The sequence below is a fragment of the Neoaquamicrobium sediminum genome, from assembly GCF_040970315.1.
Lineage (GTDB): Bacteria > Pseudomonadota > Alphaproteobacteria > Rhizobiales > Rhizobiaceae > Aerobium > Aerobium sediminum.
The window spans coordinates 344,251-369,985 of sequence record NZ_JAZHFV010000006.1 but is presented as its reverse complement, the minus strand read 5'-3'; the positions used below and the strand labels follow the sequence as shown (position 1 = coordinate 369,985).

27 protein-coding genes and 1 tRNA gene are annotated in these 25,735 nt (G+C 64.9%); 10 read left to right on the top strand and 18 right to left on the bottom strand.

Features of this window, described 5'->3' with window-relative positions:
- Positions 1-9: 9 nt before the first annotated feature.
- The 5 genes from V1479_RS18565 to V1479_RS18545 all read left to right on the top strand — a co-directional run bounded on the left by V1479_RS18565 (position 10) and on the right by V1479_RS18545 (position 4,346).
- On the top strand, positions 10-708 hold the full coding sequence (locus tag V1479_RS18565) for an orotate phosphoribosyltransferase (protein ID WP_173192443.1): 699 nt from the start codon (positions 10-12) through the stop codon (positions 706-708).
- A 15-nt stretch (positions 709-723) separates the two neighbouring features.
- On the top strand, positions 724-1,047 hold the full coding sequence (locus V1479_RS18560) for a hypothetical protein (protein ID WP_368804246.1): 324 nt from the start codon (positions 724-726) through the stop codon (positions 1,045-1,047).
- 110 nt (positions 1,048-1,157) lie between these two features.
- On the top strand, positions 1,158-2,126 hold the full coding sequence (locus V1479_RS18555) for a catechol 2,3-dioxygenase (RefSeq protein ID WP_368804245.1): 969 nt from the start codon (positions 1,158-1,160) through the stop codon (positions 2,124-2,126).
- Positions 2,127-2,133: 7 nt separating this feature from the next.
- Positions 2,134-3,009 carry an NAD(P)-dependent oxidoreductase gene (locus tag V1479_RS18550; RefSeq protein WP_368804244.1) on the top strand — a complete coding sequence of 292 codons (876 nt, stop codon included), beginning with the start codon at positions 2,134-2,136 and terminating at the stop codon, positions 3,007-3,009.
- 404 nt (positions 3,010-3,413) lie between these two features.
- On the top strand, positions 3,414-4,346 hold the full coding sequence (locus V1479_RS18545) for a lysylphosphatidylglycerol synthase transmembrane domain-containing protein (RefSeq protein ID WP_368804243.1): 933 nt from the start codon (positions 3,414-3,416) through the stop codon (positions 4,344-4,346).
- Here V1479_RS18545 and V1479_RS18540 read toward each other — a convergent pair.
- The 14 genes from V1479_RS18540 to V1479_RS18475 form a co-directional block, all read right to left on the bottom strand.
- On the bottom strand, positions 4,285-5,004 hold the full coding sequence (locus V1479_RS18540) for a DUF502 domain-containing protein (RefSeq protein WP_368804242.1): 720 nt from the start codon (positions 5,002-5,004) through the stop codon (positions 4,285-4,287). The two genes, V1479_RS18545 and V1479_RS18540, sit on opposite strands and share 62 nt — an antisense overlap.
- A gap of 37 nt (positions 5,005-5,041) precedes the next feature.
- The gene (gene mnhG / locus V1479_RS18535) at positions 5,042-5,425 is read right to left on the bottom strand and encodes a monovalent cation/H(+) antiporter subunit G (RefSeq protein WP_173192455.1); all 384 of its coding nucleotides are present in this window, start codon (positions 5,423-5,425) and stop codon (positions 5,042-5,044) included.
- The gene (locus tag V1479_RS18530; RefSeq protein ID WP_368804241.1) at positions 5,422-5,703 is read right to left on the bottom strand and encodes a K+/H+ antiporter subunit F; all 282 of its coding nucleotides are present in this window, start codon (positions 5,701-5,703) and stop codon (positions 5,422-5,424) included. The genes mnhG and V1479_RS18530 overlap by 4 nt, the downstream gene beginning before the upstream one ends.
- Positions 5,700-6,185, bottom strand: coding sequence for a Na+/H+ antiporter subunit E (locus tag V1479_RS18525; protein WP_368804240.1), 486 nt, complete (start codon positions 6,183-6,185; stop codon positions 5,700-5,702). The genes V1479_RS18530 and V1479_RS18525 overlap by 4 nt, the downstream gene beginning before the upstream one ends.
- On the bottom strand, positions 6,182-7,825 hold the full coding sequence (locus tag V1479_RS18520) for a monovalent cation/H+ antiporter subunit D (protein ID WP_368804239.1): 1,644 nt from the start codon (positions 7,823-7,825) through the stop codon (positions 6,182-6,184). Before V1479_RS18520 ends, V1479_RS18525 begins: the two co-directional genes overlap by 4 nt.
- Complete coding sequence (locus tag V1479_RS18515) at positions 7,822-8,166, bottom strand: Na+/H+ antiporter subunit C (protein WP_173192463.1); 345 nt, start codon at positions 8,164-8,166, stop codon at positions 7,822-7,824. The genes V1479_RS18520 and V1479_RS18515 overlap by 4 nt, the downstream gene beginning before the upstream one ends.
- On the bottom strand, positions 8,166-11,093 hold the full coding sequence (locus tag V1479_RS18510; protein WP_368804238.1) for a monovalent cation/H+ antiporter subunit A: 2,928 nt from the start codon (positions 11,091-11,093) through the stop codon (positions 8,166-8,168). The genes V1479_RS18515 and V1479_RS18510 overlap by 1 nt, the downstream gene beginning before the upstream one ends.
- A 154-nt stretch (positions 11,094-11,247) precedes the next feature.
- Positions 11,248-12,435, bottom strand: a complete 1,188-nt coding sequence (locus tag V1479_RS18505; protein ID WP_368804237.1) for an AI-2E family transporter — start codon at positions 12,433-12,435, stop codon at positions 11,248-11,250.
- A 148-nt stretch (positions 12,436-12,583) separates the two neighbouring features.
- Positions 12,584-13,864, bottom strand: coding sequence for a molybdopterin molybdotransferase MoeA (locus V1479_RS18500; protein ID WP_368804236.1), 1,281 nt, complete (start codon positions 13,862-13,864; stop codon positions 12,584-12,586).
- Between the two features lie 114 nt (positions 13,865-13,978).
- On the bottom strand, positions 13,979-15,508 hold the full coding sequence (locus tag V1479_RS18495) for a tripartite tricarboxylate transporter permease (RefSeq protein WP_368804235.1): 1,530 nt from the start codon (positions 15,506-15,508) through the stop codon (positions 13,979-13,981).
- Positions 15,509-15,523: 15 nt separating this feature from the next.
- Positions 15,524-16,060 (bottom strand): tripartite tricarboxylate transporter TctB family protein, encoded by a 537-nt coding sequence (locus V1479_RS18490; protein ID WP_368804234.1) that lies wholly within the window; start codon positions 16,058-16,060, stop codon positions 15,524-15,526.
- Between the two features lie 11 nt (positions 16,061-16,071).
- Positions 16,072-17,022: a Bug family tripartite tricarboxylate transporter substrate binding protein gene (locus V1479_RS18485; RefSeq protein ID WP_368804233.1), complete on the bottom strand. Its 951-nt coding sequence runs from the start codon at positions 17,020-17,022 to the stop codon at positions 16,072-16,074.
- A gap of 253 nt (positions 17,023-17,275) precedes the next feature.
- Entirely contained in the window at positions 17,276-19,744 is a 2,469-nt protein-coding gene (locus V1479_RS18480) for an extracellular solute-binding protein (protein ID WP_368804232.1), read from the bottom strand.
- Complete coding sequence (locus tag V1479_RS18475; RefSeq protein ID WP_368804578.1) at positions 19,734-20,414, bottom strand: response regulator transcription factor; 681 nt, start codon at positions 20,412-20,414, stop codon at positions 19,734-19,736. The genes V1479_RS18480 and V1479_RS18475 overlap by 11 nt, the downstream gene beginning before the upstream one ends.
- 168 nt (positions 20,415-20,582) lie before the next feature.
- Between V1479_RS18475 and V1479_RS18470 the strand changes: the two genes are divergently transcribed.
- Entirely contained in the window at positions 20,583-20,831 is a 249-nt protein-coding gene (locus tag V1479_RS18470; RefSeq protein ID WP_173192475.1) for a hypothetical protein, read from the top strand.
- Between the two features lie 2 nt (positions 20,832-20,833).
- Here V1479_RS18470 and mobA read toward each other — a convergent pair whose 3' ends face one another.
- Positions 20,834-21,451: a molybdenum cofactor guanylyltransferase MobA gene (gene mobA / locus V1479_RS18465; protein WP_438620674.1), complete on the bottom strand. Its 618-nt coding sequence runs from the start codon at positions 21,449-21,451 to the stop codon at positions 20,834-20,836.
- A gap of 123 nt (positions 21,452-21,574) precedes the next feature.
- On the opposite strand from mobA, the gene V1479_RS18460 reads away from it, so the two are divergent.
- On the top strand, positions 21,575-21,778 hold the full coding sequence (locus tag V1479_RS18460; protein WP_173192479.1) for a dodecin family protein: 204 nt from the start codon (positions 21,575-21,577) through the stop codon (positions 21,776-21,778).
- Positions 21,779-21,826: 48 nt separating this feature from the next.
- Here V1479_RS18460 and V1479_RS18455 read toward each other — a convergent pair whose 3' ends face one another.
- On the bottom strand, positions 21,827-22,669 hold the full coding sequence (locus V1479_RS18455) for a LysR family transcriptional regulator (RefSeq protein WP_368804231.1): 843 nt from the start codon (positions 22,667-22,669) through the stop codon (positions 21,827-21,829).
- Positions 22,670-22,768: 99 nt separating this feature from the next.
- Between V1479_RS18455 and V1479_RS18450 the strand changes: the two genes are divergently transcribed.
- Positions 22,769-23,530, top strand: coding sequence for an NAD(P)H-dependent oxidoreductase (locus V1479_RS18450; protein WP_368804230.1), 762 nt, complete (start codon positions 22,769-22,771; stop codon positions 23,528-23,530).
- Positions 23,531-23,608: 78 nt separating this feature from the next.
- Positions 23,609-23,905, top strand: a complete 297-nt coding sequence (locus V1479_RS18445) for a DUF982 domain-containing protein (protein ID WP_173192485.1) — start codon at positions 23,609-23,611, stop codon at positions 23,903-23,905.
- A 473-nt stretch (positions 23,906-24,378) separates the two neighbouring features.
- Here the strand turns inward: V1479_RS18445 and V1479_RS18440 are convergent, their stop codons facing one another.
- Positions 24,379-25,104, bottom strand: a complete 726-nt coding sequence (locus V1479_RS18440) for an SIMPL domain-containing protein (protein WP_368804229.1) — start codon at positions 25,102-25,104, stop codon at positions 24,379-24,381.
- 115 nt (positions 25,105-25,219) lie between these two features.
- Between V1479_RS18440 and V1479_RS18435 the strand changes: the two genes are divergently transcribed.
- Positions 25,220-25,295 (top strand) — tRNA-Ile (locus V1479_RS18435).
- Positions 25,296-25,317: 22 nt separating this feature from the next.
- Here V1479_RS18435 and V1479_RS18430 read toward each other — a convergent pair.
- Positions 25,318-25,704, bottom strand: coding sequence for a hypothetical protein (locus tag V1479_RS18430; RefSeq protein WP_368804228.1), 387 nt, complete (start codon positions 25,702-25,704; stop codon positions 25,318-25,320).
- Positions 25,705-25,735: the final 31 nt, after the last annotated feature.

The window sequence follows — 25,735 nt, the reverse complement described above, 5'->3', positions numbered from 1 at the left end:
GGTGAAGCCATGTTCTCCAACACTTTTCCAGATCGCGCGGTGATATCCGAAACGGTGGCCAAGATGCTGCTGGAGATCAACGCCGTCCATTTCCGCGCAGATCAGCCCTATACCTTCACCTCAGGCCTCGCGAGCCCGGTCTACATCGACTGCCGCAAGCTGATTTCCTACCCGCGCATCCGCTCGGCGATCATGGATTTCGCGGCCTCCGTCATCTTCCGCAATGTCGGCTTCGAACAGTTCGACGCGGTGGCCGGCGGCGAGACGGCCGGCATCCCCTTTGCGGCATGGCTGTCTGACCGGATGGGTCTGCCGATGCAGTATGTGCGCAAGAAGCCCAAGGGCTTCGGCCGCGACGCACAGATCGAAGGCACGCTGGAAGAAGGCGCGCGCGTTCTGCTCGTCGAGGACCTCACCACCGACGGCGGCAGCAAGATCAAGTTCGCCGAGGCGATCTCCAAGACCGGGGCGCGCGTCACCGACACCTTCGCCGTCTTCTATTACGACATCTTCCCCGACACGCCGCAGAAGCTGGAGGCCGCCGGCATGCGGCTGCACTATCTGGCGACGTGGTGGGACATCCTCAGCGTCTGCAAGGAACAGAAGCGCTTTTCCGCCGAGACGATTGCCGAGGTGGAAAGCTTCCTCAATGCGCCGGTCCAATGGTCGGCCAACCACGGCGGCATATCCGAACTGCCGCGCTCGTAGCCAAGGAAACGGATCATGTTTGATACGCTTGTAAAGGGTTTGAACGAACAGGGCGGAGGCGTGCGCGCCTATGAAGCCTGCGCGCGCGCCGCACGCGCCCGCATCGCGGACGAGCCGGAAAACGCGGCCGCGCTGTTCCTCATCTCCTTTGCCGCACAGCGTTTCGTCGAAGCCTATGACGACCAGCCGCTGACGGTGGATGCCGCCGGCGAGGAACTGGAACAGTTCACCGCCTTCGTCTCGACCCTCGACGCAGCATGGTCCGCTGGCTCGGCCGAAGCCAAGCTCGAGGCTTTGAACACCGTAGCCTCCCGGATCAACGCAACGGCGCGAAGCTGATCCTCGCCCGCCCGGCATCGTCTCAGACGAATTTGATCGACAAGCCGGACCGCCGCACTCTAGTAAAATGAGAGTGCCTGCGGCCGGTCGGCAGCGGGCGGGAGGAAAGAATGAATGAGACCGAACCGTGCTTCGACGTGGCCCATCTCGGCCATGTCGAACTCCTGACAGACAGGCCCGAGGAAAGCCTCGACTTCTTCGTCAACGTCTATGGCCTGACCGAGAGCGGCCGCGAAGGCGACTCCGTCTATCTGCGCGCGTTCGACGACTATGAATTCCACACGCTGAAGCTCACCGCGGCCGGAACGACCGGTGTCGGGCACGTCGCCTACCGCACGTCCTCACAAGCCGCTCTCCAGCGCCGCGTCGCCGTCATCGAACAGATGGGCTGCGGTATCGGGTGGCACGACGGCGATCTCGGCCATGGCCGCGCCTATCGCTTCAACGATCCCGACGGCCACGTCTTCGAGCTCTATTACGACACGAAGGTCTACGAGGCCCCGCTACAAGAGCGCCCTGCCCTCAAGAACCTTGCCCAGCGGTATCACGGGCGCGGCGTCGCCGTGCGCCGCATCGACCACCTCAACCTGCTGGCCGCCGACGTGTCGGTCATCCGCGACTTCATGACGAAGGCGCTGGGCAGCCGTGTAACGGAGCAGATCCAGCTCGACAACGGCCGCCTCGGCGGCTGCTGGTTCACGGTCAACAACAAGACCTACGACATCGCCTATACGGAGGATCACTCCGGCCAGCGCGGCCGCTTCCACCACATCACATACGCGGTGGACCAGCGCGAGGATGTGCTGCGCGCCGCCGACATCTTCCTCGAAAACGGCGTCTTCATCGAGACCGGCCCGCACAAGCACGCGATCCAGGGCACGTTCTTCCTCTACGCATACGAGCCTGCGGGCAACCGCGTCGAGGTAGCCAATGCCGGCGCGCGGCTGATCCTGCGGCCTGATTGGCCGGCCGTCACCTGGACGGAGACCGAGCGCAAGAAGGGTCAGGCATGGGGGCTTAAAACAATCGATAGCTTCCACACCCACGGCACGCCGCCGATCGAGACCGGGAAAGGCTGAGCCGGCGATGAAGATCGGCTTTATCGGTTTTGGCGAAGCCGCGCGCGCCTTCCGCAAAAGCCTCGCCGAGGCCGACCCGGCGCTTGCCTTCTTCGCCTACGACATTCTGCTCGACAGCGAAGGCTCGCAGGGGCCCTGCGCCGCCTTGATGAAGGAATGCGACGTAGCCGCCGTCAGCTCGTCAGCGGACGGATTTTCGGACTGTGACTGGATCATCAGTGCCGTCACCGCCGACCAGAGCCTTGAGGCGGCACGGGCGGCATCCGGCTGGCTGCGCCCCGGCCAGACCTTCTTCGACGTCAATTCGGTTTCGCCGCAGCGCAAGCAGGAGAGTGCTGCGCACGTCTCCGCAACCGGTGCCGCATATCTCGACATGGCCGTGATGGCGCCGGTCCATCCGCGTGGGCACCGCACGCCGGTGCTGCTTGCGGGCAACGTCGAACCCTCCACCAGACAAGCGCTTGCGGATTTCGGCTTCGATTTCGAGGTCGTCGGCCCCGAAGCGGGTGCTGCGACCGCGATCAAGATGGTGCGCAGCCTGTTCGTGAAGGGGCTGGAAGCAATCACCGTCGAGGCGCTGCTGGCCGCGCAGGCGTCAGGTTGCCTCGACTACGTTCTCAAGTCGCTCGGCAGCTCGTTCCCCGGCCTCGGCTGGCCGGATTTCGCGCACTACCAGTTCGAGCGCACGCTGACCCACGGCAACCGCCGCGCCGCCGAAATGCGTGAAAGTGCCGCAACCATGGCCGCGCTCGGGCGCAATGATCGTCTCGCCGACGCTATTGCAGACACCCAGGCCCGCATGGGGGCTATCCGATCTGACCCGCAACCGCATGCCGATCTCGCGGCCGTTCTGGCAGCGCTCGCGCCGCGCTCGAGGCCCTAGCAGACCTCTCCGCCGCAAATTCGCCGGCAAATCCTGTTCAAAGACAGCGAGCGCCTTGGGGCGTTGCCGACGTGGTCGGAACCTCGCCGTCTGGCATCCGTTGGGTCGATGCCGCTGTCAGTCGTCACAACCGACGATCCGGCGGATGCGACGTCCATTTTGCGATTTCGTCCACGCATCTGTCGTTACGAGACCATAGACACAAGTGCCGATCACGTGTTCATGTCAGTCGTTTTCAATTCCGTTACCACTTTCGCGCTTACAATGCCGGGGGCGGTTTGGGGTGCGAGCGCGGCGGCTAGACCTGTTGCGCACTCGGGGCTCTGCACGAATCGTGCAACCGCCCCGCAACAAACGAAATGGTACGGCCGGTTCACCGGTCGAGACCTCCAGGGGAGTATACCTTGAAGGTAGGTAAATATTTCTGGCCCGTCGTCGGCGTTGCCGCCGTGGCCTTCTCGATCTGGCTTCTCTACCACGAGCTGCGAGGCCTTTCACTCGACGAGCTGTGGGGCAGTCTTGTTGCGATTTCGGCGAAGGACTGGATTCTCGCCGCCTTGGCAACGCTCCTCGCCTATGCCGCGCTGGCCGGCTACGACCATCTGGCGCTGCTCCACCTGAAACGCCACGTCGGCTGGACCTACATCACACTCTGTTCCTTCACCACCTATGCGCTGTCGCACAATATCGGCGCTTCGGTCGTCTCGGGCTCGGTGGTGCGATACCGTGCCTACAGCGCAAAGGGGCTTGGCGCGGCTGAAGTCGGTGTCCTCGTCGCCTTCTGCTCGTTCACGTTCGCGCTCGGCACGATCATGCTGGCCGGCTTCGTGCTGATCCTGGAGCCCGGCCTTGCCGAACGCTTCGTCGACGTGCTTCCGGTGGAAGCCTCGGCGGCCACCGGCTTGCTGCTGCTTGCGCTTGTATTGCTCTACGTCGTCGGCAGCGCGCTACACCTGAAGCCGCTCAAGCTTGGAAGCTTCGAAATCCACTATCCGCGCCTGCCCATCGTCGCCCGCCAACTCGTGATCGCGCCGCTCGAACTGATCGGTGCAGCGGCCATCATCTATTTCGCACTGCCGGAAGCCGGCAACCCGGGCTTCATGATCGTCCTCGGCATCTTCCTGGTATCGTTCTCGGCCGCCCTGCTCTCGCATGCGCCGGGTGGGCTGGGCGTTCTCGAATTGGTGTTCATCACCGGCCTATCTGACATGGACCCTGCCGACGTTCTGGCCGCCCTGCTCGTCTTCAGGCTGCTTTACCTGATCATACCCTTCATCATTGCCCTGTTTGTGGTTCTGGGTTTCGAGCGGACCCAGCTTGCGCATCAGAAGGAATGATCGGGCGCCGGATGTCCTCCGGCCAGTTGATGGGGAACGTGTCGGGCGACATCGAGCCGCCGGAAACGATGAATGCCATGGCGTCGTTCTTGCTCCAGTCGAGCCAGGTCAACCGGGATGTCGGCACGATCTCCACGAACCCTGACGTCGGGTTCGGCGTCGTCGGCACATAGACCGTGGCCAGTTCCGGTTGGTCCTCGGTCGCGGGGAAAATCCGGGTGACGATGCCGACGACACGCATATCGCGCGACGGAAACTCTATCAGCACGACGCGTTGACCGGCTGCCACGCCATCGCCGCCCATGGAGCGGATCAGCGTGCGTGTCGCGCCGTAGATGGTACGCGCCAGCGGAACGGCGTCCACCAGCCTGTCGACCATGCCGAGAAAGCGCCGGCCCACGACGGCGTTTGCGACCCTGCCGAGCACGTAGAGGAAGATCAGCACCAGCAGCAGTGCCAGGCCCGACTGGAACCAGCCTGCCAGAATGAGGTCGGCCACTTCGGGCGACGTCGGACGCACCATGCCGGACAGCGCCAGCGTCGCCGGCCTGCCCGTCCAGATCAGCATGTCCACCACGAACCAGACGATCCAGACCGTGACGAACAGCGGAATGACCGTCAGGACTCCGGTGATGATATGGCGGGTGATCGACTGCATCGTACCTGTCCAGTTCCCGGTGGCCGGTTCCGTACGCTTACTCCTGGGCAGCGCCCGGCTCGATCACGCCCTTCGGCGGATCCATCGCCGGCACTTCGGGATTACCCTCGGCCCGGTCGCGGTAGAGCGCGGCGCGCCCCAGAAGCATCAGCGTCACCGGTGTCGTGATCGTAATGAATATCCCGATCAGCAGTTCATGGAAAACCGGGCGCGACTGCAGCACGCTGAAGCAGATCATCGACGCGATCAGAATCGCCGCCGCGCCCCAGCTCGTGCCAAGCGTCGGCGCATGCAGCCGGTCGTAGAACGAACCCAGCCGATAGAAGCCGAACGACCCGATCAGCGTCAGTCCCGCTCCAATCAGGAGGAAGATCGAGACCAGCACGGAGGCCCACAGCGGAAGCTCGGCGATATGGCTCATTCGATCACCTCCCCCCGCATCAGGAACTTCGCCAGCGCCACCGTCGCCACGAAACCCAGCACGGCAATGATCAGCGACACTTCGAAATAAAGGGTGTTGCCGGTGCGGATGCCGAAAACCAGCAGCATCAGCATCGAATTCACATAGAGCGTATCGAGCCCGAGTACCCGATCCTGCGCGCGTGGTCCCCGCATCATCCGCACCATCGCGAATGCCATGGCGACGGCGAGTGCGGCCTGCGCGATCGTGACGGCCAGGGTGAGGATCGCGACGCTCATTCGAATATCTCCATCAGCAGGTGCTCGTAGCGCGTCTTGATGAGTTCGTACCACGTCTCCTCGTCGACGAGGTCGAAAACATGGAGCAGCAGGGTGCCGCGTGAGGCGTTGTAGTCGAGCCAGGCCGTGCCGGGCGTAGCCGTCAGGATCACCGCCAGCAGCGCAAGCGCGGTCGGGTCGCGCAGTTCCAGCGGAATCGTCATGAAGCCCGACGTGTTCGGGCGGCGCGAACCCTGCAGGAGGATACGGGCTACATCGATGTTCGAGCGCACGATGTCATAGAGCACGGTCACGACCAGCTTGCCGATCAGGTCCCAGCGCCGCAGGCGCGGCTTCGATGGGTGCAGCGCAGCCATGCCTTGCGCGGCAACAAGCGCGACGGCCAAGCCGACGATGAACTGACCGAGCGAGAAACTCGTCAGAAGCAGCCACATCGTCACCAGCGACGCGGTCAGCAGCGGATAGGGAAAGACGCGGCTCATTCGCCCTGCTCCCGCTGCGGCCGCGTCGCCCGCGGCGCTTCCATCACCCCTTCGATATAGGATTGCGGCGCGTAGAGGCTCGTTGCGGTCGCCTCCATATAGCGCATCACCGGCCCGGCCTGCGTCGTTAGGGCCAGCGTCAGGAACAGCAGCCCCACCACCGGCGCGATCTCGATGAGAAGCACGCGCGGCACGCGCACCTCAAGCGGTGCCCAGAACGCGCGGATGCCGGCACGGCTCATGGAGATCAGGGCCGCGAGACCGGATGCGATCAGCATGGCGACCAGCCACCACGCACTTTGCGGGATCGTCCCGCCCTGCCCGAAACCGTCGGGATTCAGCATCGCGGTCAGCATCGCGAACTTGGCGACGAAACCCGACAGCGGCGGCAGGCCGGCCAGCAGGATCGCGCAGGCGCCGAAGCTTATGCCGAGGATCGCGAGCGTGCCGGGTATCGACACGCCGACCACCTCTTCCTCTTCCTCCTCGTCGCCGTCCTCGCCAAACGCTTCCATCGTCACCGCGAGCACGTTGGCAATCGAGTCCTGGCCGCGTTCGATCAGCTCGATCAGCAGGAAAAAGGCCCCGATCGTCAGTGTGGAGGAGACGAGATAGAACAGCGCGCCCGCCGTCACGTCGACCTGCAGCAGGCCCATCGTCGCCAGCAGCGTGCCGGATGAGACGAGCACCGAGAAGCCCGCGAGCCGCCCGAGGGCCTGCGAGGCCAGGACGCCGAATGTGCCGAAGGCGATCGTGGCCATGCCGCCGACAAAAAGCAGCCAGGAGCCGAATCCGGGCGAGCTGTCCGGCGTCTCGACGAAGAACAGCAGCGACAGCCTCAGGATGACATAGACGCCTACCTTGCTGAGAATCGCAAAGATCGCGGCAACCGGCGCCGGCGCCGCAGTGTAGGTCGTCGGCAGCCAGAACGACAGCGGCCACATGCCGGCCTTGATGAGGAACGCGACGCCGAGAATGGCCGCGCCGGTTTCGAGGAAGATGCGGCTGCCGGGATCCACGAGCGGAATGCGGATGGCCAGGTCCGCCATGTTCAGCGTGCCGGTCGTGCCGTAGATGAGCGCCACGCCTGTCAGGAAAAGCAGCGCCGACAGCAGGTTTATGGCGATGTAGTGCAGGCCTGCCTTGACGCGCTGCGTGCCCGAGCTGTGCAGCATCAGCCCGTAGGATGCCGCGAGCATGATCTCGAAGAAGACGAACAGGTTGAAGAGGTCGCCGGTCAGGAATGCCCCGTTGAGCCCCATCAGCAGGAACATGAACAGCGTATGGAAATGCGGGCCAGCGCGGTGCCAGCGGCCGATCGAGAACACCAGCGAGGGGATGGCGAGAAGGCTGGTCAGCACCAGCATCATCGCCGAGAGCCGATCGAGCACAAGGTTGATTGCAAAGGGGGGCGGCCAGTTGCCCAGAAGGTAGACTACGACCCGACCCTTGTCGGGTTCGCCGTCGGCATGCGCCATGCGCAGCAACAGCAGCGAGATCGCCAGCAGGGCCACCGACGTCAGGATTGAGACCGTCGCCTTCAGCAGGCGCTCGCGATCGTCGAAGAACAGCAGCAGCGCTCCCGCCACCAGCGGCAGCAGGATCGGTGCGATGACGAGGTGCTGGGGCGCCACGCTCATCGCTCGGGCTCCCTGCCGTCGACATGGTCGGTACCGGTGAGGCCACGGGCGGCCAGCAAGACCACCAGGAACAGTGCGGTGGTCGCAAATCCGATGACGATGGCCGTCAGCACCAGCGCCTGCGGCACAGGGTCGACGAAAGCCGACGGATCTACCTCGACCGAGGTGTCGATCACGGGGGCAAGCCGGTTAGTCAGGCGTCCCATGGAGAAGATGAAGAGGTTCACCGCGTAGGACAGCAGCGCCAGACCGATGACAACCTGATAGGTGCGCGGGCGCTGAATCAGCCAGACGCCGGATCCGACCAGAAGACCGATGCCGAGGGAGAGCGTCAGTTCCATCAGACGAACTCCTCTTCCAGTTCTTCGGCCTTCGTCGCCTCGATCGCGCGCGCACGGTGGCTACGTATGGACTGATGCGCGATGGCGATAAGGATCAGCACGGTCGCGCCGACCACCAGCGAGAAGACGCCGAGGTCGAACAGAAGCGCGGTCGCCGTCGGCACTTTCCCGATGAACGGCACCTCGGTGTACTGGAAGTAGGATGTGAGGAACGGAAAGCCGAACAGCCACGAACCGATGCCGGTAAAGGCGGCCATCAGCAGGCCGAAGCCGATCCAGCGCACCGGGAGGATGCGCAGCCTGTCTTCAACCCAGCGCGTGCCGCCTGCCAGATATTGGAGCAGGAAGCCAATTGCCATGGTGATACCTGCGGCAAAGCCGCCGCCCGGCAGGTCGTGACCGCGCAGGAACAGATACGCCGCAAGCAGGATCGTGACCGGGAAAAGCCATTGCATGATGACCGACGGAATCGTCAGGTAATCGCGCACTGTTTCGCCGACCTCCCTGTCGGAGCGGTCGTCGTCATAAGCGTCCTGGATGCGCTGCTGCTCGGGCACGCCGATGCTCTCGGCAGCGGGGCGGAAACGTCGCAACAGCGCGAAGACCGTCAGCGCCACGATGCCGAGCACCACGATCTCGCCAAACGTGTCGAAGCCACGGAAATCGACAAGGATCACGTTGACGACATTGGTGCCGCCGCCTTCTGGATAGGCTTTGAGCAGGAAAAACTCGGAAATCGATTCCGGCCACGGCGTCGTCATCATCACGTAGGACACGAAAGCCATGCCACCGCCGCACGCGACCGCCAGCGCGAAATCGCGATGCCGGCGCATGCGCGCAATCGACGTCGTCGCGTTGTCGACCTGCTCGAGGCGCTTGGGCAGCCAGCGCAACCCGAGAAGGATGAGCACGGTCGTCACGATCTCAACGAGAAGCTGGGTCAGCGCCAGATCGGGCGCGGAGAACCAGACGAAGGTGATGCAGGTCACGATGCCCGCGCCGCCCATCAGCACCAGCGCGGCGAGGCGGTGATACTTGGCCTTGTAGGCCGCGCCCAGCGCGCAGATGCCGCCAACAGCCCAGATCGCCGCGAAGATCGGGTCGATGCCTCCGAGTGTGGGCGTCTCCGGCACAAAGCCGATGCGCAGCACGGGCCACGCGCCCGCCACCAGCGCCAGGAACAGGACGAGCCGCAACTGCGGCTGCAGCCGCCGCGTCCCGAAGGCAGTCTCCATCCAGCGCGCCCAGCGCCAGGAAATCGTGACCAGGATGCGTTCGAAGATGCGCTGACCCTTGAGGTTGCGCAGGAACGGCGTTCCGTCCTCGCAGGTCGCAAGGTAGCGGCGCAGCGCCAGGTAGAGGAAGATGCCGCCCGCGAACGCCAGAAGGCTCATGATCAGCGGCATGTTGAAGCCGTGCCACACCGAGAGGCTGTAGTCTGGCGTGCGATCGCCCAGCACCGCCACCACGGCTGCGTGCAGATAGGGTCCAACGGTAATGCCCGGCACGATGCCCACGATCAGGCAGATCAGCACCAGAACCTCGATCGGCACCCGCATCCAGTGGGGCGGCTCGTGCGGCACGCGCGGCAGGTCCGTGGGTTTGGGGCCGAAGAAGACCGTATGGATGAACCGGACGGAATAGGTGACGGCAAATGCGCCTGCGATCGTTGCGACGTAAGGCGTCAGGCCGTCGAGCATCGAGCCGTGGTGCTGTTCCAGCGTCTCGGCGAAGAACATTTCCTTCGAAAGAAACCCGTTCAGCAGCGGCACGCCCGCCATGGCGGCACTGGCCACCATCGCCAGCGTCGCCGTGATCGGCATGAAGGTGATGAGCCCCGACAGGCGCCGCATGTCGCGCGTGCCCGCCTCATGATCGATGATACCCGCCGCCATGAAGAGCGATGCCTTGAAGGTCGCGTGGTTCATCATGTGGAAGATGGCCGCCACGGCCGCCAGCGGGCTGCCAAGGCTGAGCAGTGTCGTGATGAGGCCGAGATGGCTGATCGTCGAATAGGCCAGCAGCCCCTTCAGGTCCTGCTGGAAGATCGCGAAGAACGCACCGATCAGCAGCGTGCTCATGCCCGCGAAACCGAGAATGAAGAACCATTCGTCTGTTCCGGACAGCACCGGCCATAGTCGCGCCATCAGGAAGACCCCGGCCTTCACCATGGTCGCGGAATGCAGGTAGGCCGAGACAGGCGTGGGCGCGGCCATTGCGTTGGGCAGCCAGAAGTGGAACGGGAACTGCGCGCTCTTGGTCAGCGCGCCCATCAGGATCAGCAGAAGGGCAGGCGTATAGAGCTCATGCTCGCGGATCAGGTTACCGGACGCCAGCACGTCGTCCAGTTCGTAGCTGCCGACGATATGGCCGATGATGATGAGCCCGACGAGCAGGCAGAGACCACCGATGCCGGTGATCGTCAGCGCCATGCGCGCGCCGTCGCGCGCCGCTGCATTGTGGTGCCAGTAGCCGATCAGCAGGAAGGAGAAGATGCTGGTCAGCTCCCAGAAGATCGCCATCACGATCAGGTTGCCGGAGATGACCATGCCCTGCATGGCGCCCATGAACGCCAGGAAAAACGAGAAGAAGCGCGGGACGGGGTCCTTCGGAGACATGTAGTAGCGCGCATAGAGCACGACGAGGAAACCGATGCCGGTGATCAGCATCGAGAACATCCAGCCGAAGCCGTCCATCCGCAGCGTGAAATTCAGTCCGAACTCCGGCAGCCACTCGACCTGTCGACGCACGACGCCGCCATTCGCGACCGACGGAAACAGCGATGTGGTGATCGCGAACGCGACGATGGTCAACCCGCCCGAAAGCCACGCCTCGGCGTTGCGTGCGTTGCCTGGCAGCATGGCCGCCAGCACGCTGCCCATGAAAGGCAGCAAAATCAGGAGCAAGAGCAGGTTTGCTTCGGTCATGCACCAGGTTGGTTTGTTCGAATCGAGAATGCCGGGCGAGCCCGGAGCGCATCACTGAAAAGCGGCATTAGGCCCGCTCCCGTCAAGCCGGTAATTTCACACCGCATCGATATGACGCTATCGGGTGCTCTGGGCGCAACGCCCAAGGCGCGGATCAGGCTGGCGGCGGCGCGGGTGGCCGTGCCTGTACGTGTTCGGGCGGAACGGCGACTGCGGTCGTGGTGCGCATCTCGTGCAGCCATTCGCGCCAGATCGCCACCAGCAGCGCCATCAGCACAGGACCGATGAAGAGCCCCAGAAAGCCCATAGTCTTCACGCCGCCGATGAGGCCGAAGAATGTCGGCAGGAACGGCAGCTTGATCGGTCCGCCGACCAACCTCGGGCGCAGCGTCTTGTCGACGATGAAAAGCTCGGTAGCCCCCCAGGCGAAAAGCGCCACACCGGCCACCGGCGAGCCGGAAGCCACCAGATAGACGGACACCAGCGTGAACGACAGCGGCGCACCGCCCGGCACCAGCGCCATGACGCCCGTAATCACGCCCAACGTCACGGGCGACGGCACGCCCGCGATCCAGTAGGCGATGCCAAGCACGATACCTTCGCCGATGGCGATCAGCGTCATGCCCATGACGGTGGAGCTGATGGTCGCCGGCACAACCCGCGAAATCCGCTCCCAGCGCATCGGCAGGATGCGTTCGCCCAGAGTATCGAGCTGTGCCACGAAATTCTCGCCGTCGCGATAGACGAAGAACAGCGCGATCATCATGAACAGCAGCGTCAAAAGCAGGTCGAAGAGGCCGGTGCCCGCCGCAAGCACTCCACGATAGATGCTGCCGATATTGGCGCCGCTGACGATCTGCACAAGCTCGCCGATCGCGCCCGGGTGCCCGATATATCGATACCACTGCTCGTCGATCCACTGGCCGATGCCCGGCAGCGCAGCCATCCACTCCGGCGTCGTCGAGCCCGTGCGGTTGGTCTCGACCGCCCAGTTGAACCACTGCCCGACCTCGGTGATCGTGTAGCTGACCGCGATCACGATCGGTACGATCAGGAAGGTGAGGATCAGCAGGATCGCAATCGTCGCCGCGATCGTGCGGTTTCCGCCGCAGCGCCGCAGGATGTCGCGATAGATCGGCCAGCTCGCAAAGCCGATCACCATCGCCGCCAGCACCGGCACGAGGAAGCCGTGGAAGAAATAGATCCCGGCGGCCAGCACAGCCACCAGCAGCCAGCGCGCCGCCGAAATAGGCGGTATGAGGCCGATGCGCGAGGACGCGGTGGTGCCCAGCCAGCGCGGCTCCTGCGGTTGTTCGATCGGCTTCACGTCGCGAGGGTTCATTGGCAGTGGGCTATCCCGGGAAGAGGGCCTTTTCGTTCGGTACAAGGTGTTTGGGCTGTAAGCATATCGGTTGTGTGACACCGGCTCTCAAGCCCGGTCAAGTCCGATCGTCGCGCGGCATGCGCGCCTTTAGTCGCGCCTGCGGGCTTCAGGGCATCCTGAAAGCCTCGTAACGAAGCGGCATTCCGGGTCTGATCGTCTCGTCTTCAGGCGGCAGAAGGGCGATGCCGTCGGCCGCCGCCATCGCAGAAAGGTTTGCTGACGAACCGCGTCCCAGCATCTCCACGATCGGCACGCCCGCCTCGCTGCGCCCCGCTATGCGAACCGGCACGAACTCCGTCCGGCCCGCTTTCTTGCCATACTCGAACCCAGCCACTGCCGGCTGCCAGGCAGGGACGACGTCGCGGAGCCCCGCGACCGTGCGGATCGCCGGCAGCGCGATCTGGCGAAACGTCACCAGCGCGGCATTCGGGTTGCCGGGAAGGCCGAAGAACACCGCCTGGCCCAGCCTGCCGACCTTGACCGGCTTGCCCGGCCGCATGGCGACCTTCACCACCTCCAACGGCGTGCCCTCGTCGCGCATGATCGCCGCGACATGGTCCTCGTCCCCGCCCGATACGCCGCCGGTGGTGACGACCACGTCGCAGGTCGAAGATGCCGCGTTCAGCGTCCGCTCCAGCAGCGACCTGTCGTCGGGCACGATGCCGAAATCCTCGACCTGCGCCCATGTCAGCCGCGACAGCATGGCGCGCAGCACCACCCGGTTGGAGTTATAAATCTGCCCCGGTGCCAACGTCTCGCCGGGCTCCCGCAGTTCGGAACCGGTGGAGATCAGGCCGATACGCACCTTGCGGAAAAGGGATAGGCTGTTCACGCCGGCCCCCGCCAGCAGCGCGAGTTTTTGCGGCGACAGCGCCTCGCCGCTGGAGGCCAGGAGCGCACCACGTTCCACATCCTCGCCCGCAAGACGGATGTTCTCGCCCGCCCGCGGCCGTTTGCCTGAAATGATGACCTGATCGCCATCGCGCTTGCAGCGTTCCTGCATCACGACTGCGTCGAAGCCGTCCGGCACCGGCGCACCGGTGAAGATGCGCAGGGCCTGAGGCTCGCCGGGCGTCGAGCCCTGCAAGCTCGCACCAGCGGCGATCCGGCCGGCGACGGGCAAGGTCCACGGCCCGTCTCCCGTGAGGTCGCCAAGCCGCACCGCGTAGCCATCCATCGCCGAATTGTCGAAGGGCGGCACCGCCATCGGCGAGATGACGTCTGCTGCAAGCACCCTGCCCTGCGCGTCCACAAGATCGATCGTTTCGGTCTCGGCGACCGCACCAGCAATCGCCACAGCGCGCGCTGCGGCAATGTCGGGCGACACCGGCCGCGACGCGTCACCGGCCGAACAGGTCTCTTCCGATAAGGGTTCGGTTTCGCTCATGGGGTTCGGTTCGGGCATCGCTTTCAAGACAATGGCGCACCGCCTGCCAGCGATGCGCCATCTCTTGTTACAGGTCGCGTACCCGCCGGTCCATCCGGCGATGCGATTGCAGGCTCAGTCCCCGTCCATCGCAAAGGCTGTGTTTGCGCCCTTGGGCTGCATCGCGCGCCAGATCACCGGCCCCAGCACCGCCGCAAATGCGATCGCATAGATCGTCAGCGCGATCGGCGAGGTGAACAGGAAGGTCCAGTCGCCGCGATTGATCATCAGGCCGCGCCGAAGCTGCTCCTCGGCCAGCGGACCGAGGATCGTTCCCACCAGTACCGGCGCCAGCGGATAGCCGAATCGGCGCATCAGGAAGCCCAGCAACCCGAACGCAAGCAGCAGCACGAGTGCGAAGACCGACCCTTCCGCCCCCACGATGCCCAGCGTCGCGAAGGTGAGAATGCCGGCATAGAGCCACGGCCGCGGGATCATCAGCAGCTTCACCCACACGCCGACGAAGGGCAGGTTGAGCACGACCAGCATCAGATTGGCGATAAACAGGCTGGCAACCAGCCCCCAGACGATGTCCGGGTTGTTGGTGAACAGCAGCGGACCCGGCTGCAGCCCGTACTGCTGGAAGCCGGCCAGCATGATTGCCGCGGTCGCCGAGGTCGGAAGGCCCAGCGTCAGCAGCGGGATCAGCGTGCCGGCAGCCGAGGCATTGTTGGCGGCCTCAGGCCCCGCGACGCCCTCGATGGCGCCCTTCGGCCCCTCGAATTCCTCCTTGGCCACGCCTTTCGCCGTCTTGCGCTCGGTCGAATAGGACAGGAAAGTCGGGATTTCGGCACCGCCTGTCGGCAACGGGCCGAAGCTGAAGCCCAGCAGCGTGCCGCGAATATAGGGTCGGATGCAGCGCTTGAGGTCGGCGAGCGTAAGCCAGACCGAGCCTTTGATGGCTTCGACCTTCTCACCGACATTGTGCTTCTGCGAGGCGATGTAGAGCGTCTCGCCGACCGCGAACAGGCCGACCGCCACGATGGCGATCGAGATGTTGTCGCGCAGTTCGGCGACCCCGAAGGCAAGCCGCGCCTGCCCTGTCAGCTTGTCGATGCCGACGAGGCCGATGGCGAGCCCGAGAAACAGCGCCGTCAGGCCCCGGATGATCGAGCCGCCGAACGCCGCCGAAACGGTCATGAACGAAAGCACCATCAGCGCGAAATATTCCGCCGGGCCAAACGACAAGGCAACCATCACCATGAAGGGCGCGACCACAGCCAGCCCCAACGTCGCGAAGCTGCCGCCGAAGAACGAGCCGATCGCGGCAGCACCCAGCGCTTTGCCGCCGCGACCGTCGCGGGCCATCTTGTTGCCCTCTACGGCGGTCATGATCGATGCGGTTTCGCCGGGCGTGTTGAGCAGGATCGACGAGATCGCCCCGCCATACATGCCGCCATAATAGATGCCGGCAAACATGATGAGCGAACCGGTGGCGCCGAAGGAAAGGCTGACGGGCAGCAGCAGCGCCACCGTCAGCGCAGGGCCGATGCCCGGCATCACGCCGACGGCCGTGCCGAGGATCACGCCGATCAACGCGAACAGCAGGTTCATCGGCTCGATTGCAACCGCAAGTCCGTTCAGGAGAAGCGAGAATGTATCCATGAAGCTTTGCCTTCCTTAGCGGCGGAACGGGCTGTCGATCAGCCGTTCAAGCGGGCCGGCGCGAAGCGAAAGCCCCAGGCCATGGCGGAACAGGATGTAGAGAAGGGCCGAGATGCAGACGCCGACGAGAACGGTAAACCACACAGGCCTGCGCCCCATGCCGCGCGCCGAAAGACCGAACAGCGCGCCGGAGGCCAGAATGAAGCCCGCCCCGATGCTCAGCAGCGTGATTTCGGCAACGACGGCGCCGACGATCCAGCCCACCGGCGGCCAGTTCATCTCCGAACGCTCCGGAAACTCGCTCAGGATCGCAAGCCGCACTGTCAGGAAGCCCAACACGACAAGCCCGGCCGCCACCACATAGGGAAAGATTTCCGGGCCGACCTGGGCATAGTTGCGCCTGGCCGGGTAACTGGACGCATCCCACCAGATTAGGATCGCCAGCGCGAACAGGCCGAGGGCGATGGCCAGTCCGGCCAGATCACGGCCGGTGGTGTGCTGCGGCTCGGAGGGGAGCCGGCTCTCGCCGGCTCCTTCTGTCTCGGTGGACATCGCCGTCTCCCTTACTGGGTGATGCCCAGCTCTCCAAGGATAGCGCCGGTCTGCTCGATCTCGCCCTTCAGGTATTCGGCGAAATCAGGACCGTCGAGATAGGTGTTCACCCAGCCCTTGGTCTCCAGCTCCTTGTTCCAGGCATCGGATTCGGCCATCGTGCGGATGGTCGAGGTCAACGTGTCGCGCTGCTCGTCGCTGATGCCCGGCGCGCCGGCGATCATGCGCCAGTTCTGCACGTCGACGTCGAAGCCCTGCTCGACGAAGGTCGGCGCGTCCAGATAGGACTGGCGCTCCGGCGCCGTGATGCCGATCACCTTCAGCGCGCCCGCCTCGATCTGCGCCGAGAACTCGCTGTAACCGGAGACGCCAACGGTAACCTGGTTGCCGAGTAGCGCGGCCAGCGCCTCGCCGCCGCCGGAATAGGGAATGTAGTTGATCGCCGCGGGATCGGCGCCTGCCGCCTTGGCGAACATGCCGGCCGCGATATGGTCGACGCCACCGGCCGAGCCGCCCGCCCACGTCACGGCGCCCGGATCGTTGCGCAGCGCCTCGGCAAGCTGTTCTGCATTGTCGATCTCGCTGTTGGCCGGAGCGACCACCACGACATATTCACCGGTAAGCCGCGCGATCGGGGTGACGTCGGCAAGGCTCACTGGCGAATCGTTGGCGATGATGGCGCCGACCATCACGTAGCCGCCGACGATGGTCGCCGATCCGTCGCCGTTCGAATTGTTGACGAACTGCTGCAGGCCGATCGTGCCGCCGGCGCCGCCGACATTCTCTACCTGGATGTTGGAGACGAGGCCCTCGGACTGCAGCGTCGACTGGATCGTGCGCGCGGTCTGGTCCCAGCCGCCGCCGGGTGCGGCCGGCGCCATGATCTTCAGTTCGGAAAGCTGCGCGAAAGCGGACGTTGCGGAAAGCAGCCCGACGGCTGCGGCAAGCGCGAAAATTCTCATGATGTCCTCCCAGACAATGCTGTCATGACGGCCGCGTGCGGCCAGCCGGTATCCTCCCGGTTGCGGGCATTCTAGCAGCCGAACCTGTCATCCGCCTGTCACCGTCTTTCAGAGATCGTTTGAGAAGGTGCTCCGGCGAGGCAGGTGACGCGGGTTTCGAGAACCCAAGCGGAGCGTATTTTTGGGTACGCGAGCATCGGAAGCGCAGAAAACGGCGTCACCTGCCGCCGGAGTAGAGTTATGGGGCGATCTCTCAGCGGGGAGAGACGATCTCGCGCCATGTCGCCAGGAAACGGCTGCGCCGCTGCTGGTCGAGCGAAACCAGCAGCGATGGCCCCAGCGCCAGCGGCTGAACCGCGCCCCGGCCCCGCGCCGAGATCGCCTCCGAAGTAAACGGCCCGGTCGAACCCGGAACGATCGAGCCCAGCGCCGCGTCGCCAGCCGAGATCGCCTGCCCCTGCGGCGACAGCGCGAAATCCACGAACGCCCGCGCAAGGTCCGGCTCGGATGCGTCGCGCGGGATCAGCATCGTGCGGGTCAGCACCAGCACGTAGTCGTCCGGCACGATGATGCCGATCTCGGCGCCCGCGGCCTGTCGCGCCAGTGCATAGGAACCGAGAACGTTGTAGCCGAGCGCCAGATCGCCCCGCGCGACCCGGTCGAGAATATCCGGGCTCGACCCGCTCAGATGCACGCCGATCCGCCCGAATGCGGTCGCAAGCCGCCAGAAGTTCGACGAGATGAGCTGGTCCTGTGCGGCCAGCAGGTAGCCGACGCCGCTCTTGGCAATGTCGTAGGTGCCGACCAACCCGCGAAAGCGTTCGGGCTGTTCCTCCAGCAGTTCGGCAAGCCGCAGATGCGTGCGCGGCAGCTCGTCCTCGCGCACGAGGCCGGGATTATAGATGATGACGGCCGGCTCGAAGGTGAAGCCGATCACCTCGCCGCGCCACTGCGCCCAGCCCGGCACCGATTGCAGGTACTGAGACGAATGAGCGAGCGCGTGGCCGTCATTGGCAAGCTTGAGCTGCAGATCCGCCGCAGACGAGATCATCAGGTCCGGCTTCGGCGCGATACTGCCGCCGAGGAATTCCTCATACATCACCAGCGTGTCGGTCTCCCGGTAGATCACCTCGACATCGGGTCGCATCTTCTGGAAACCCTCCACGAACCGCGCGAAGAGCGGGGTGTCGGTGGTGCCGACGATGGTCAGCGAGCGCTCTCCTTCGGGCGGAGGCTGCGGGGCGGGATAGCGGTTCTCGGCCGCCTCCCCCTGCCCCGGCACAAGCACCAGCGCGGCGGCAAGAAGCGTCGCCCCGGCGACAGCCGCCGCTGCCGTGTGCGCGGCCGGTTTCCTGCGGCGCAGCGGCAGCGTGATCTCCACCGTCAGCCCTCCGCCGTCGCGGTCTGCCAAGCGGAGGCTGCCGCCATGCGAATCGACGACACGCTTGACGATGGCGAGCCCCAGCCCCGAGCCTGTCTTGCCTTCCCCGGCGCTGCCCCGCTTGAAACGTTGAAGCACCGTTTCCTTCTCCGGATCGGGAATGCCCGGCCCCCGATCGCTAACCGAAAGCAGCACGGTGCCCAGCTCGGGCGACGTCGCCGCTATCTCGACCGGTCCCGCCGAATAGAGCATCGCGTTGTCGACCACGTTGCGCAGCATCTCGCGCACCACCACCCGGTCGGCGAACAGCTCCGCGGCACCGGCGTCCTTCTCCACCGACACGGAAAGCCGCGCGGCGGCCGCCGGCTCAAGCCGCTGCCGCACCTCCTCGATCAGCGCGTCGACGCTGGTGGGCCGCGCATCGCGCATATCCAGCCGGTGCGAGATCGTTGCGTCCATCAGAAGCTGCGAGACGAGCTGGCTCGCCTGTGCAGCACTCTGGTGGATGCGCGAGACCCGCGCGCGCAGCTTCTCCGGGTCCTGCTCGTCCATGGCGATCTCGGCCTGCGCGCGAAGCGAGGCCAGCGGTGTGCGCACCTCGTGCGCGGCCTCGCTTACCAGTCCGCTCAGCCGTTCTATCGCCAGCCGCAACCGGTCGGTGAAGCCGTTCAGCGCAACGACAAGCTGGCTGACTTCCGCCGGCACCGGCACCGAAACCGGCGACAGGTCGTCGGGCGAGCGCGCGCGCAGCTCCTGCTCCAGCGTCGAGAGCGGCGCGAAAGTGCGGCCGAGCCCGAACCACACGATGCCGATCGCCAGCAGCGTCAGCGCGGCCAGCGGCAGCATGGCGTTGGAAAGGATTTCGGCCGAAAGCAGTTCGCGCTCGTTCTGCGTCTCCGCCACGCGGATCGTAACCCAGGCAGCTTCATCCGCCGACGAGATCAGCCGCCCAAGGCTCACCAGTCGCAGTGTCTCACCGCGATAATCGAGGTCCTGGAAGACCGGCTCGGCCGAATCTGCCGGCGGCAGGTCGTTGGCGAGGTCGTCATAGCCGGTCACCAGCACGCCGTCGGGTGCCCTGACCGTGTAGAACAGCCTGTCGCTGCCCGAAAACATCGCAAATGACGCGAACGGCAGCTCGACCAGCACCGTCTCGTCCTCGATCTGCACCGCGCCCGCGATCGTCAGCGCGGACGCCGCCAGCAGCCGGTCGAAGGCCCGGTCGGCCGCGCGCTCCGCGTAATCGTTGATGAAGGCGGCGAGCGCCACGGCTGCGACCAGCAGAAGCGAGACGGCCAGCGCGAAGATACGCCGGCGGATCGAGAACGCGCTATTTGCCATCGCCGCCCGCAGCCCGCGCCAGATAACCCACGCCCCGCACCGTCTCGATTTCCAGCCGCGAGCCTTCCAGCTTGCGGCGAAGGCGCGAGACCTGAAGCTCCAGCGCGTTGACCGAGACATCCTCGTCGAAATTGAAGAGCTGCGCCATCAGCCGCTCCTTGGCCACCACCTGCCCCACCCGCGCGAGCAGGATTTCCAGCAGCCGGAACTCGCGCCGCCCCAGCTCGACCTTGCGTCCGCCGACGCTCACGAAGCCGTTGGCGAGATCGACCGTCACGTCGCCCACCGTTGCAAGGCTCGTCACCTGCCCCGCCGGCCGGCGCATCAGCACACGCAGCCGCGCTTCCAGCTCGCGCAGGTCGAACGGCTTGACCAGATAGTCGTCGGCGCCGAGGTCGAGCAGGCTCACCTTGTCGTCGATCTCCGCGCGCGCCGTCATCACCAGAACCGGTGTTTCCGACTTGCGGCCCCGCAGCTCGCCAAGGATCGAGATGCCATCGCGGCCGGGCAGCGTCAGATCGAGCGCCACCACGTCGAACGTCTCGCTGGCGGCCACCTCGATCGCATCGTCGCCGTTGCGCAGCCATTCGACGGAATGACCCGCATCGCGCAGCCGGCGCTCGATCGCCTCGCCGAGATCCTCGTTGTCCTCCACCAGCAATATGCGCATCGTCGTCGCACCGCCCTCCTCCGGCGTAGCGGGAGACAATCGCACCTGCGGCCCTCAGCTTCAACGCACCCCCCACACGTTTTGCGCAACGATGGTCTTGTGTGCGCCGCGATTGATTGTCAGAACGTTGCCAGCCGTTTCCTTTCCGCATGCGCCAAGGGACAGACAATGGAAAACGACCTCGAAAGATACGCCATCGCCATCATCGTCGTGTTCGGTGCATTGGCCGTAGGCGGGCTGATGGCGGCCGGCATCGCCGCCGGCGACCGCAGCACCTTCCTTTACGCGCTCGGCGCCGCCACGGCCGCGTGGGTTGCGGGCTATGCGATGGTCTTCGGTTTGCCTCGCCTTCTTGCCGTGCTCATCCTTGTCGCGGTGGTCATGGCCATCGCCTCGACCGTCGCCTTCATCACCTGAGTTCAGGCAGGATTCGAGGCAAGCAGCGCGCGCGCGCGCTCAAGGTCGTTGGGTGTGTTGACGTTGAAGAACGGATCCGTGCCCTCCCCGGCAGCAAACTGCGCAACGGCAGCGCCGTGATTCTGCGCCCATGTGGCGACCTTGCGCTCCCCACGCTCCAGCGCGGCCCGCAAATCCCCACGCAATGCCACCGGCCACAGGCCGAAGGTCGGATGGAGCCGCTGCACGCCCTCGCCATCGACGGAGGCCGCAAGCGCCAACCCACCGCCACCGGCATCCCTTAGACGTTCAGCGAGGTCGCCCGGCAGGAACGGCGTGTCCCCTGCGGCCGAAACCAGCGAATCGCCGCCACGCGCGGCGGCCCACTCCATCCCGGCCAGAATGCCAGCCAGCGGCCCCGGCAGGCCGCCGATCGTGTCTGCAATTACTGGAAGGCCTAAACGCGCAAAGCGGGCCGGGTCGCCATTGGCGTTGATGGCCAGCGCCGCGCATTGCGGTCGCAGCCGGGCGATCACGTGGTCGAGCAGGGTCGATTCGCCCAACTCGAGCAATGCCTTGTCGCCGCCGCCCATGCGTGAAGCGCGGCCGCCCGCGAGGATCACGCCAACCGTTTTCGCCACCTGCGCCTCCATTTGCCCTGGCGCCGCCATTGAGCACGCGCCGCCCGACGCGGGCAAGCCGCTACGGAACGATCGCCGTTGGCACCCGTTGCGAGACTGGGTGGGGCAGCAAGGGAGAAGACCATGTCCGTAGCACGCATCACTGAAATCTCCTCGACATCGACCAAAAGCTTCGAGGACGCCATCAATGTCGGCATCGAACGTGCCGGGAACACCCTGCGCAACCTCAAGGGCGCATGGGTCAAGGATCAGGAAGTGACCGTGGAGAACGGCCGGATCGCATCCTACAAGGTCATCCTCAAAGTCACCTTCGTACTTGACGATTGATCCGTCGACGCCGGGCGCGGTCGAATGGCCGCGACCGGCACGTGCCCGTCAGTCGAGACGGATATTGCCGGCGAGATAGTCGAGAACGGCGCGAACGCGCGCCGTCTTCCTGAGATCGGGATGAACGAGCAGCCAGAGCTCCGTCTCCAGCGCCGCGATGGGTTCGCCTGTCCTGCGCAGCGACGCATCGTCATCGGCGAGATAGGTCGGCAGGATCGCCGCTCCCGCACCGATACGCGCGGCGTTATACATCGAAAGAATGGAGTTGAAGCGCAGCACGCAACGCGCATCCAGTCCCGCACCCTTCATCCACGCGTGAAGCGCGCCATAAGGCATGTCTGCCGACAGACCCAGCATCGGCACCTTATCGACAGTCCCGTTCGTTTCCGCCGGCACGTACAGGGCCTGCCGGATGAGCCCCAGCCGCCGCCCCGCCAGATTGAGCTCCGGGTCCGAAGACGGCCGCAGCGCGATCTCGGCATCGCGACGCGCCAGATCGTACACATCGTTCGAAACGCGTATATCGAGCACAATGCCCGGAAAAGCATTTCGGAAAGGCGCAAGTATCGGCGCGAGCAAGCTGGCAAACAGCGTATCCGTCGTCGTCAGGACGACGCTGCCGGTCGGACGATTGTCGCGTCCGGCCACTTTGCGTTCGGCCTCCGTTGCGATCTCGCGCATGTCGCGCGCCGCCTTCAGAAGCGCCTCGCCCGCCACGGTCGGCTGATACCCGTCGCGAAACCGTTCGAATACGCGCGCGTCGAGCCGCGCCTCGATGGCGTTGAGGCGACGCATCATCGTCGGATGGCTTTGGCCCGTCGAACGCGCCGCTGCCGCCAGCGACCCCGATTCGGCAATCGCCAGCAGCACGGAATAATCGGGCCAGTCCATCGCTCCTTTCAATTCTGAAACTCCCGTCGCCACTTCTGTCTATCGATAAACAAAATTGAACACATTACCCTCTCCTGGACAAGAGATCGGGAGATCGACATGCAGGCTCACATCGTTCACGTTCATCCGGAACCCGCCTCGTTCAACGCCGCGCTGACGCAGCGCGCGAGAACCATCCTTAAGGCGACCGGCGCAGCAGTCACCGTATCGGATCTCTACGCGTCCCGTTTCGATCCCGTCGAGGCGGCGGAGCACTATCGCAATCGCTCCGACCCAGCGGCCTTCTCCGCGCTCGCAGAGCAACGCCACGCATGGCAGACCGACACCGTGCCTATTGATGTGGCCCGTGAAATCGAGGCGCTTTCGAAGGCCGATCTGCTGGTCATCCAGTTCCCGCTCTGGTGGCACGGGCCGCCCGCCATGTTGAAAGGCTGGTTCGACCGCGTGTTCATGAATGGCGGGCTCTACACCAGCCGCAAGCGCTACGACGCGGGCCATTTTCGCGGTCGCAGGGCAATTCTATCGATCACAACGGGCGCGCCCGAAGCGGCGTTCGGTCCAGGCGCACGGGGCGGCGACCCGGAAACCATGCTGTGGCCGCTGCACTATTCGCTCCACTATATGGGCTTTACGGTGCTCGCCCCGTTCTGGACCTTCGGTGTGCAGGGGCACGGCTATGTTTACGAACAGGACGACAGCCTCTCGACCAGACTCACCACGCAGCTCGATCGCTGGCAGCATCGGCTGGAAACCATCGGAAGAGCACCCACGCTCGCTTTTCCCGCTTGGGAGGACTGGGATCGGCAGGGCCAGCCCCTCGAATCAACGCGCGTCCGGGCACCTTCGGTCGCGCAGTCCTGACCATCCCGCCCCGCACCCCTGTCGCAACTCAATGCCGTGTCGTGCGTTTTGCCCAAAAAGATACAGGGAAAAAGTCAGATGGACGCCGCACAATTCCGCTTGCCGGTGCGTATCCAGTCAGCACCGGGCGAACCGATCAGTGAAGTCTACAGCGCCGAGCAGGCGCTGGATCTCCTGCTGGCATGGCCGCATCATCAGGGCCGGGTCTACGAAGCGGCCTTGAAGGCCTGTTTTGCCGCGACGGTCGATGTCGAGGCAGCCGAAAAAGCTCAACAGGCCTTCCGAGCCTTCGCACGGCTGTCGGGCATTCTTTCACGCGACATGATGCCGGCACTCCCCGGCGCTTTCGGCTTCCGCCCGCATCTACCGGGATAGCGTCATGAAGGGCTGCCTCTACTTGGGGGCGCCCATATCGCCGGTGGGCCCCTTCATTTCCGGCCACGACATCTGGACGGGACACTGCGACCGGTCCAGCTGGCATCGGTACTCGGCGTCGGTCATGCCCGCCGGGGGCGCGCCGCGATACATCGGACCCGATGAGCCGCAGGCCGAAAGGAGTGTCAAAGCCGACGCGACCAGCGCCAACTTAAGCGTTAGCGCGCTTGCGTTTCCGACAGGGCCGACGCCTTCCACGCGGGCCCCAGCCCCGCTAACGCTTGTTGTCACCACCAACTCGACCTCCTGACAGGTTTCAACAGCACCGCCCGTCGCCGTGCTGCGGCCTCACGGGCGCGCCTGCCTATAGCACGCGTGCAATCGTCGTATCAAACCACGGCGACGATCGCCGTCCGGGATTTTTGGCCATTCGCCCAACGAAAAAGGGCCGGCTTCGCGCCGGCCCTGTTCTGTTACTGCTTGATTTCGAAGGTCACGTTGACCTGAACCCTGTAGGTGTTTTCGCCCGCCTCGACGGGCACCGCGTCGGAAGCCGCCTCCATCCGATAGGCCTTGGCGCCGAGCGGCATCGGCGGCGGTGCGAAGGACTGCTCCGAGAGTTCCAGGATGCCCCCGAGCTCGACGCCGGCGGCTTCGGCAAGCGTCCGGGCACGGGCCATCGCGTCCTCGACCGCGCGCTTGCGCGCCTCGGTGGTGGCGGCTGCCGGATCGTCGTTGATGAAAGTGATGTTGCCGCCCTGGTTGACGCCAAGCGTCACGGAGCGATCGATTACCTCACCCACCGTCGCGATGTCACGCACGCGCACCGTCAGCGTGTTGGAGACCTGATAGGCGACTATCCGAGGCTGCTCTTCGCCAGAATTGTTCTGCGGGTAGACATAGCGCGGGTTGATCTGCAGGCCGGCGGTCTGGATATCGCGCTGCTCGATACCCGCATCCTTCATGGCCTTGATGACGGCACTCATGGCCTCGTTGTTGGCGTCGAGCGCATCGCGCGCGGTCTCGGCTTCCCGCATCACCGCGAGGCTGACAATCGCTATGTCGGGCGCGATAGCGGTCTCGCCTTCACCGGTCACAACGACGCGCGGGGTATTCCGGGGTTGAGAGTCCTGAGCCATGGCCACTCCTGGCAGGGTCATCGCTGCCGCGAGCAGCATCGGCAGGTATCTGCGGTTCATCTGGTTCTCCAATAAGTTGTTTTCCCGAGACGGGATCGGCATAGGAAGCGATTATGGGTGGATTGCGGCGGCAGTCTTGTGCCGAAGCAAAAAAGCAACTAGGTCAGCGGCGGTGGGGCCTGTAGCTCAATGGTTAGAGCCGGCGGCTCATAACCGCTTGGTTGGGGGTTCGAGTCCCTCCGGGCCCACCAATTCCGCCTCAAATACCCGCGATCAGCGGATCACCGGGCAGTTGTGCCGGTCGGCGAAGGTAATGATCGCGGTTCGGTAGCCGTGGCCGCGACCCTTCACGCGCACTGTGCGCGGGCCGGAACCGATCACGCGAACGTCGCGCAGGCCCATGCGATAGGCCTTGCGAACCGCCTCCCGGGGCGAGCAGCCACGGTCGCGATAGGCGTGGCGGCGATGGTCGCGATAACCGCGGCGTTCGCGATAATCATGACGGCCGCGATCCTCGAAATGAAGCCCGACATTGGGACCGGAATTGCCGAACCCGAAATAGATGCCGCCGTTCTGCGCCTGCGCGACAGCCGGCATGGCCGACAGTGCTCCGAGGCCGATAAGGGTGGAAAGGGCGGCGGTTTTGATGATCTTCAGCATGGTCGTCTCCGGAAGCGCTGTGCGTGTTGCG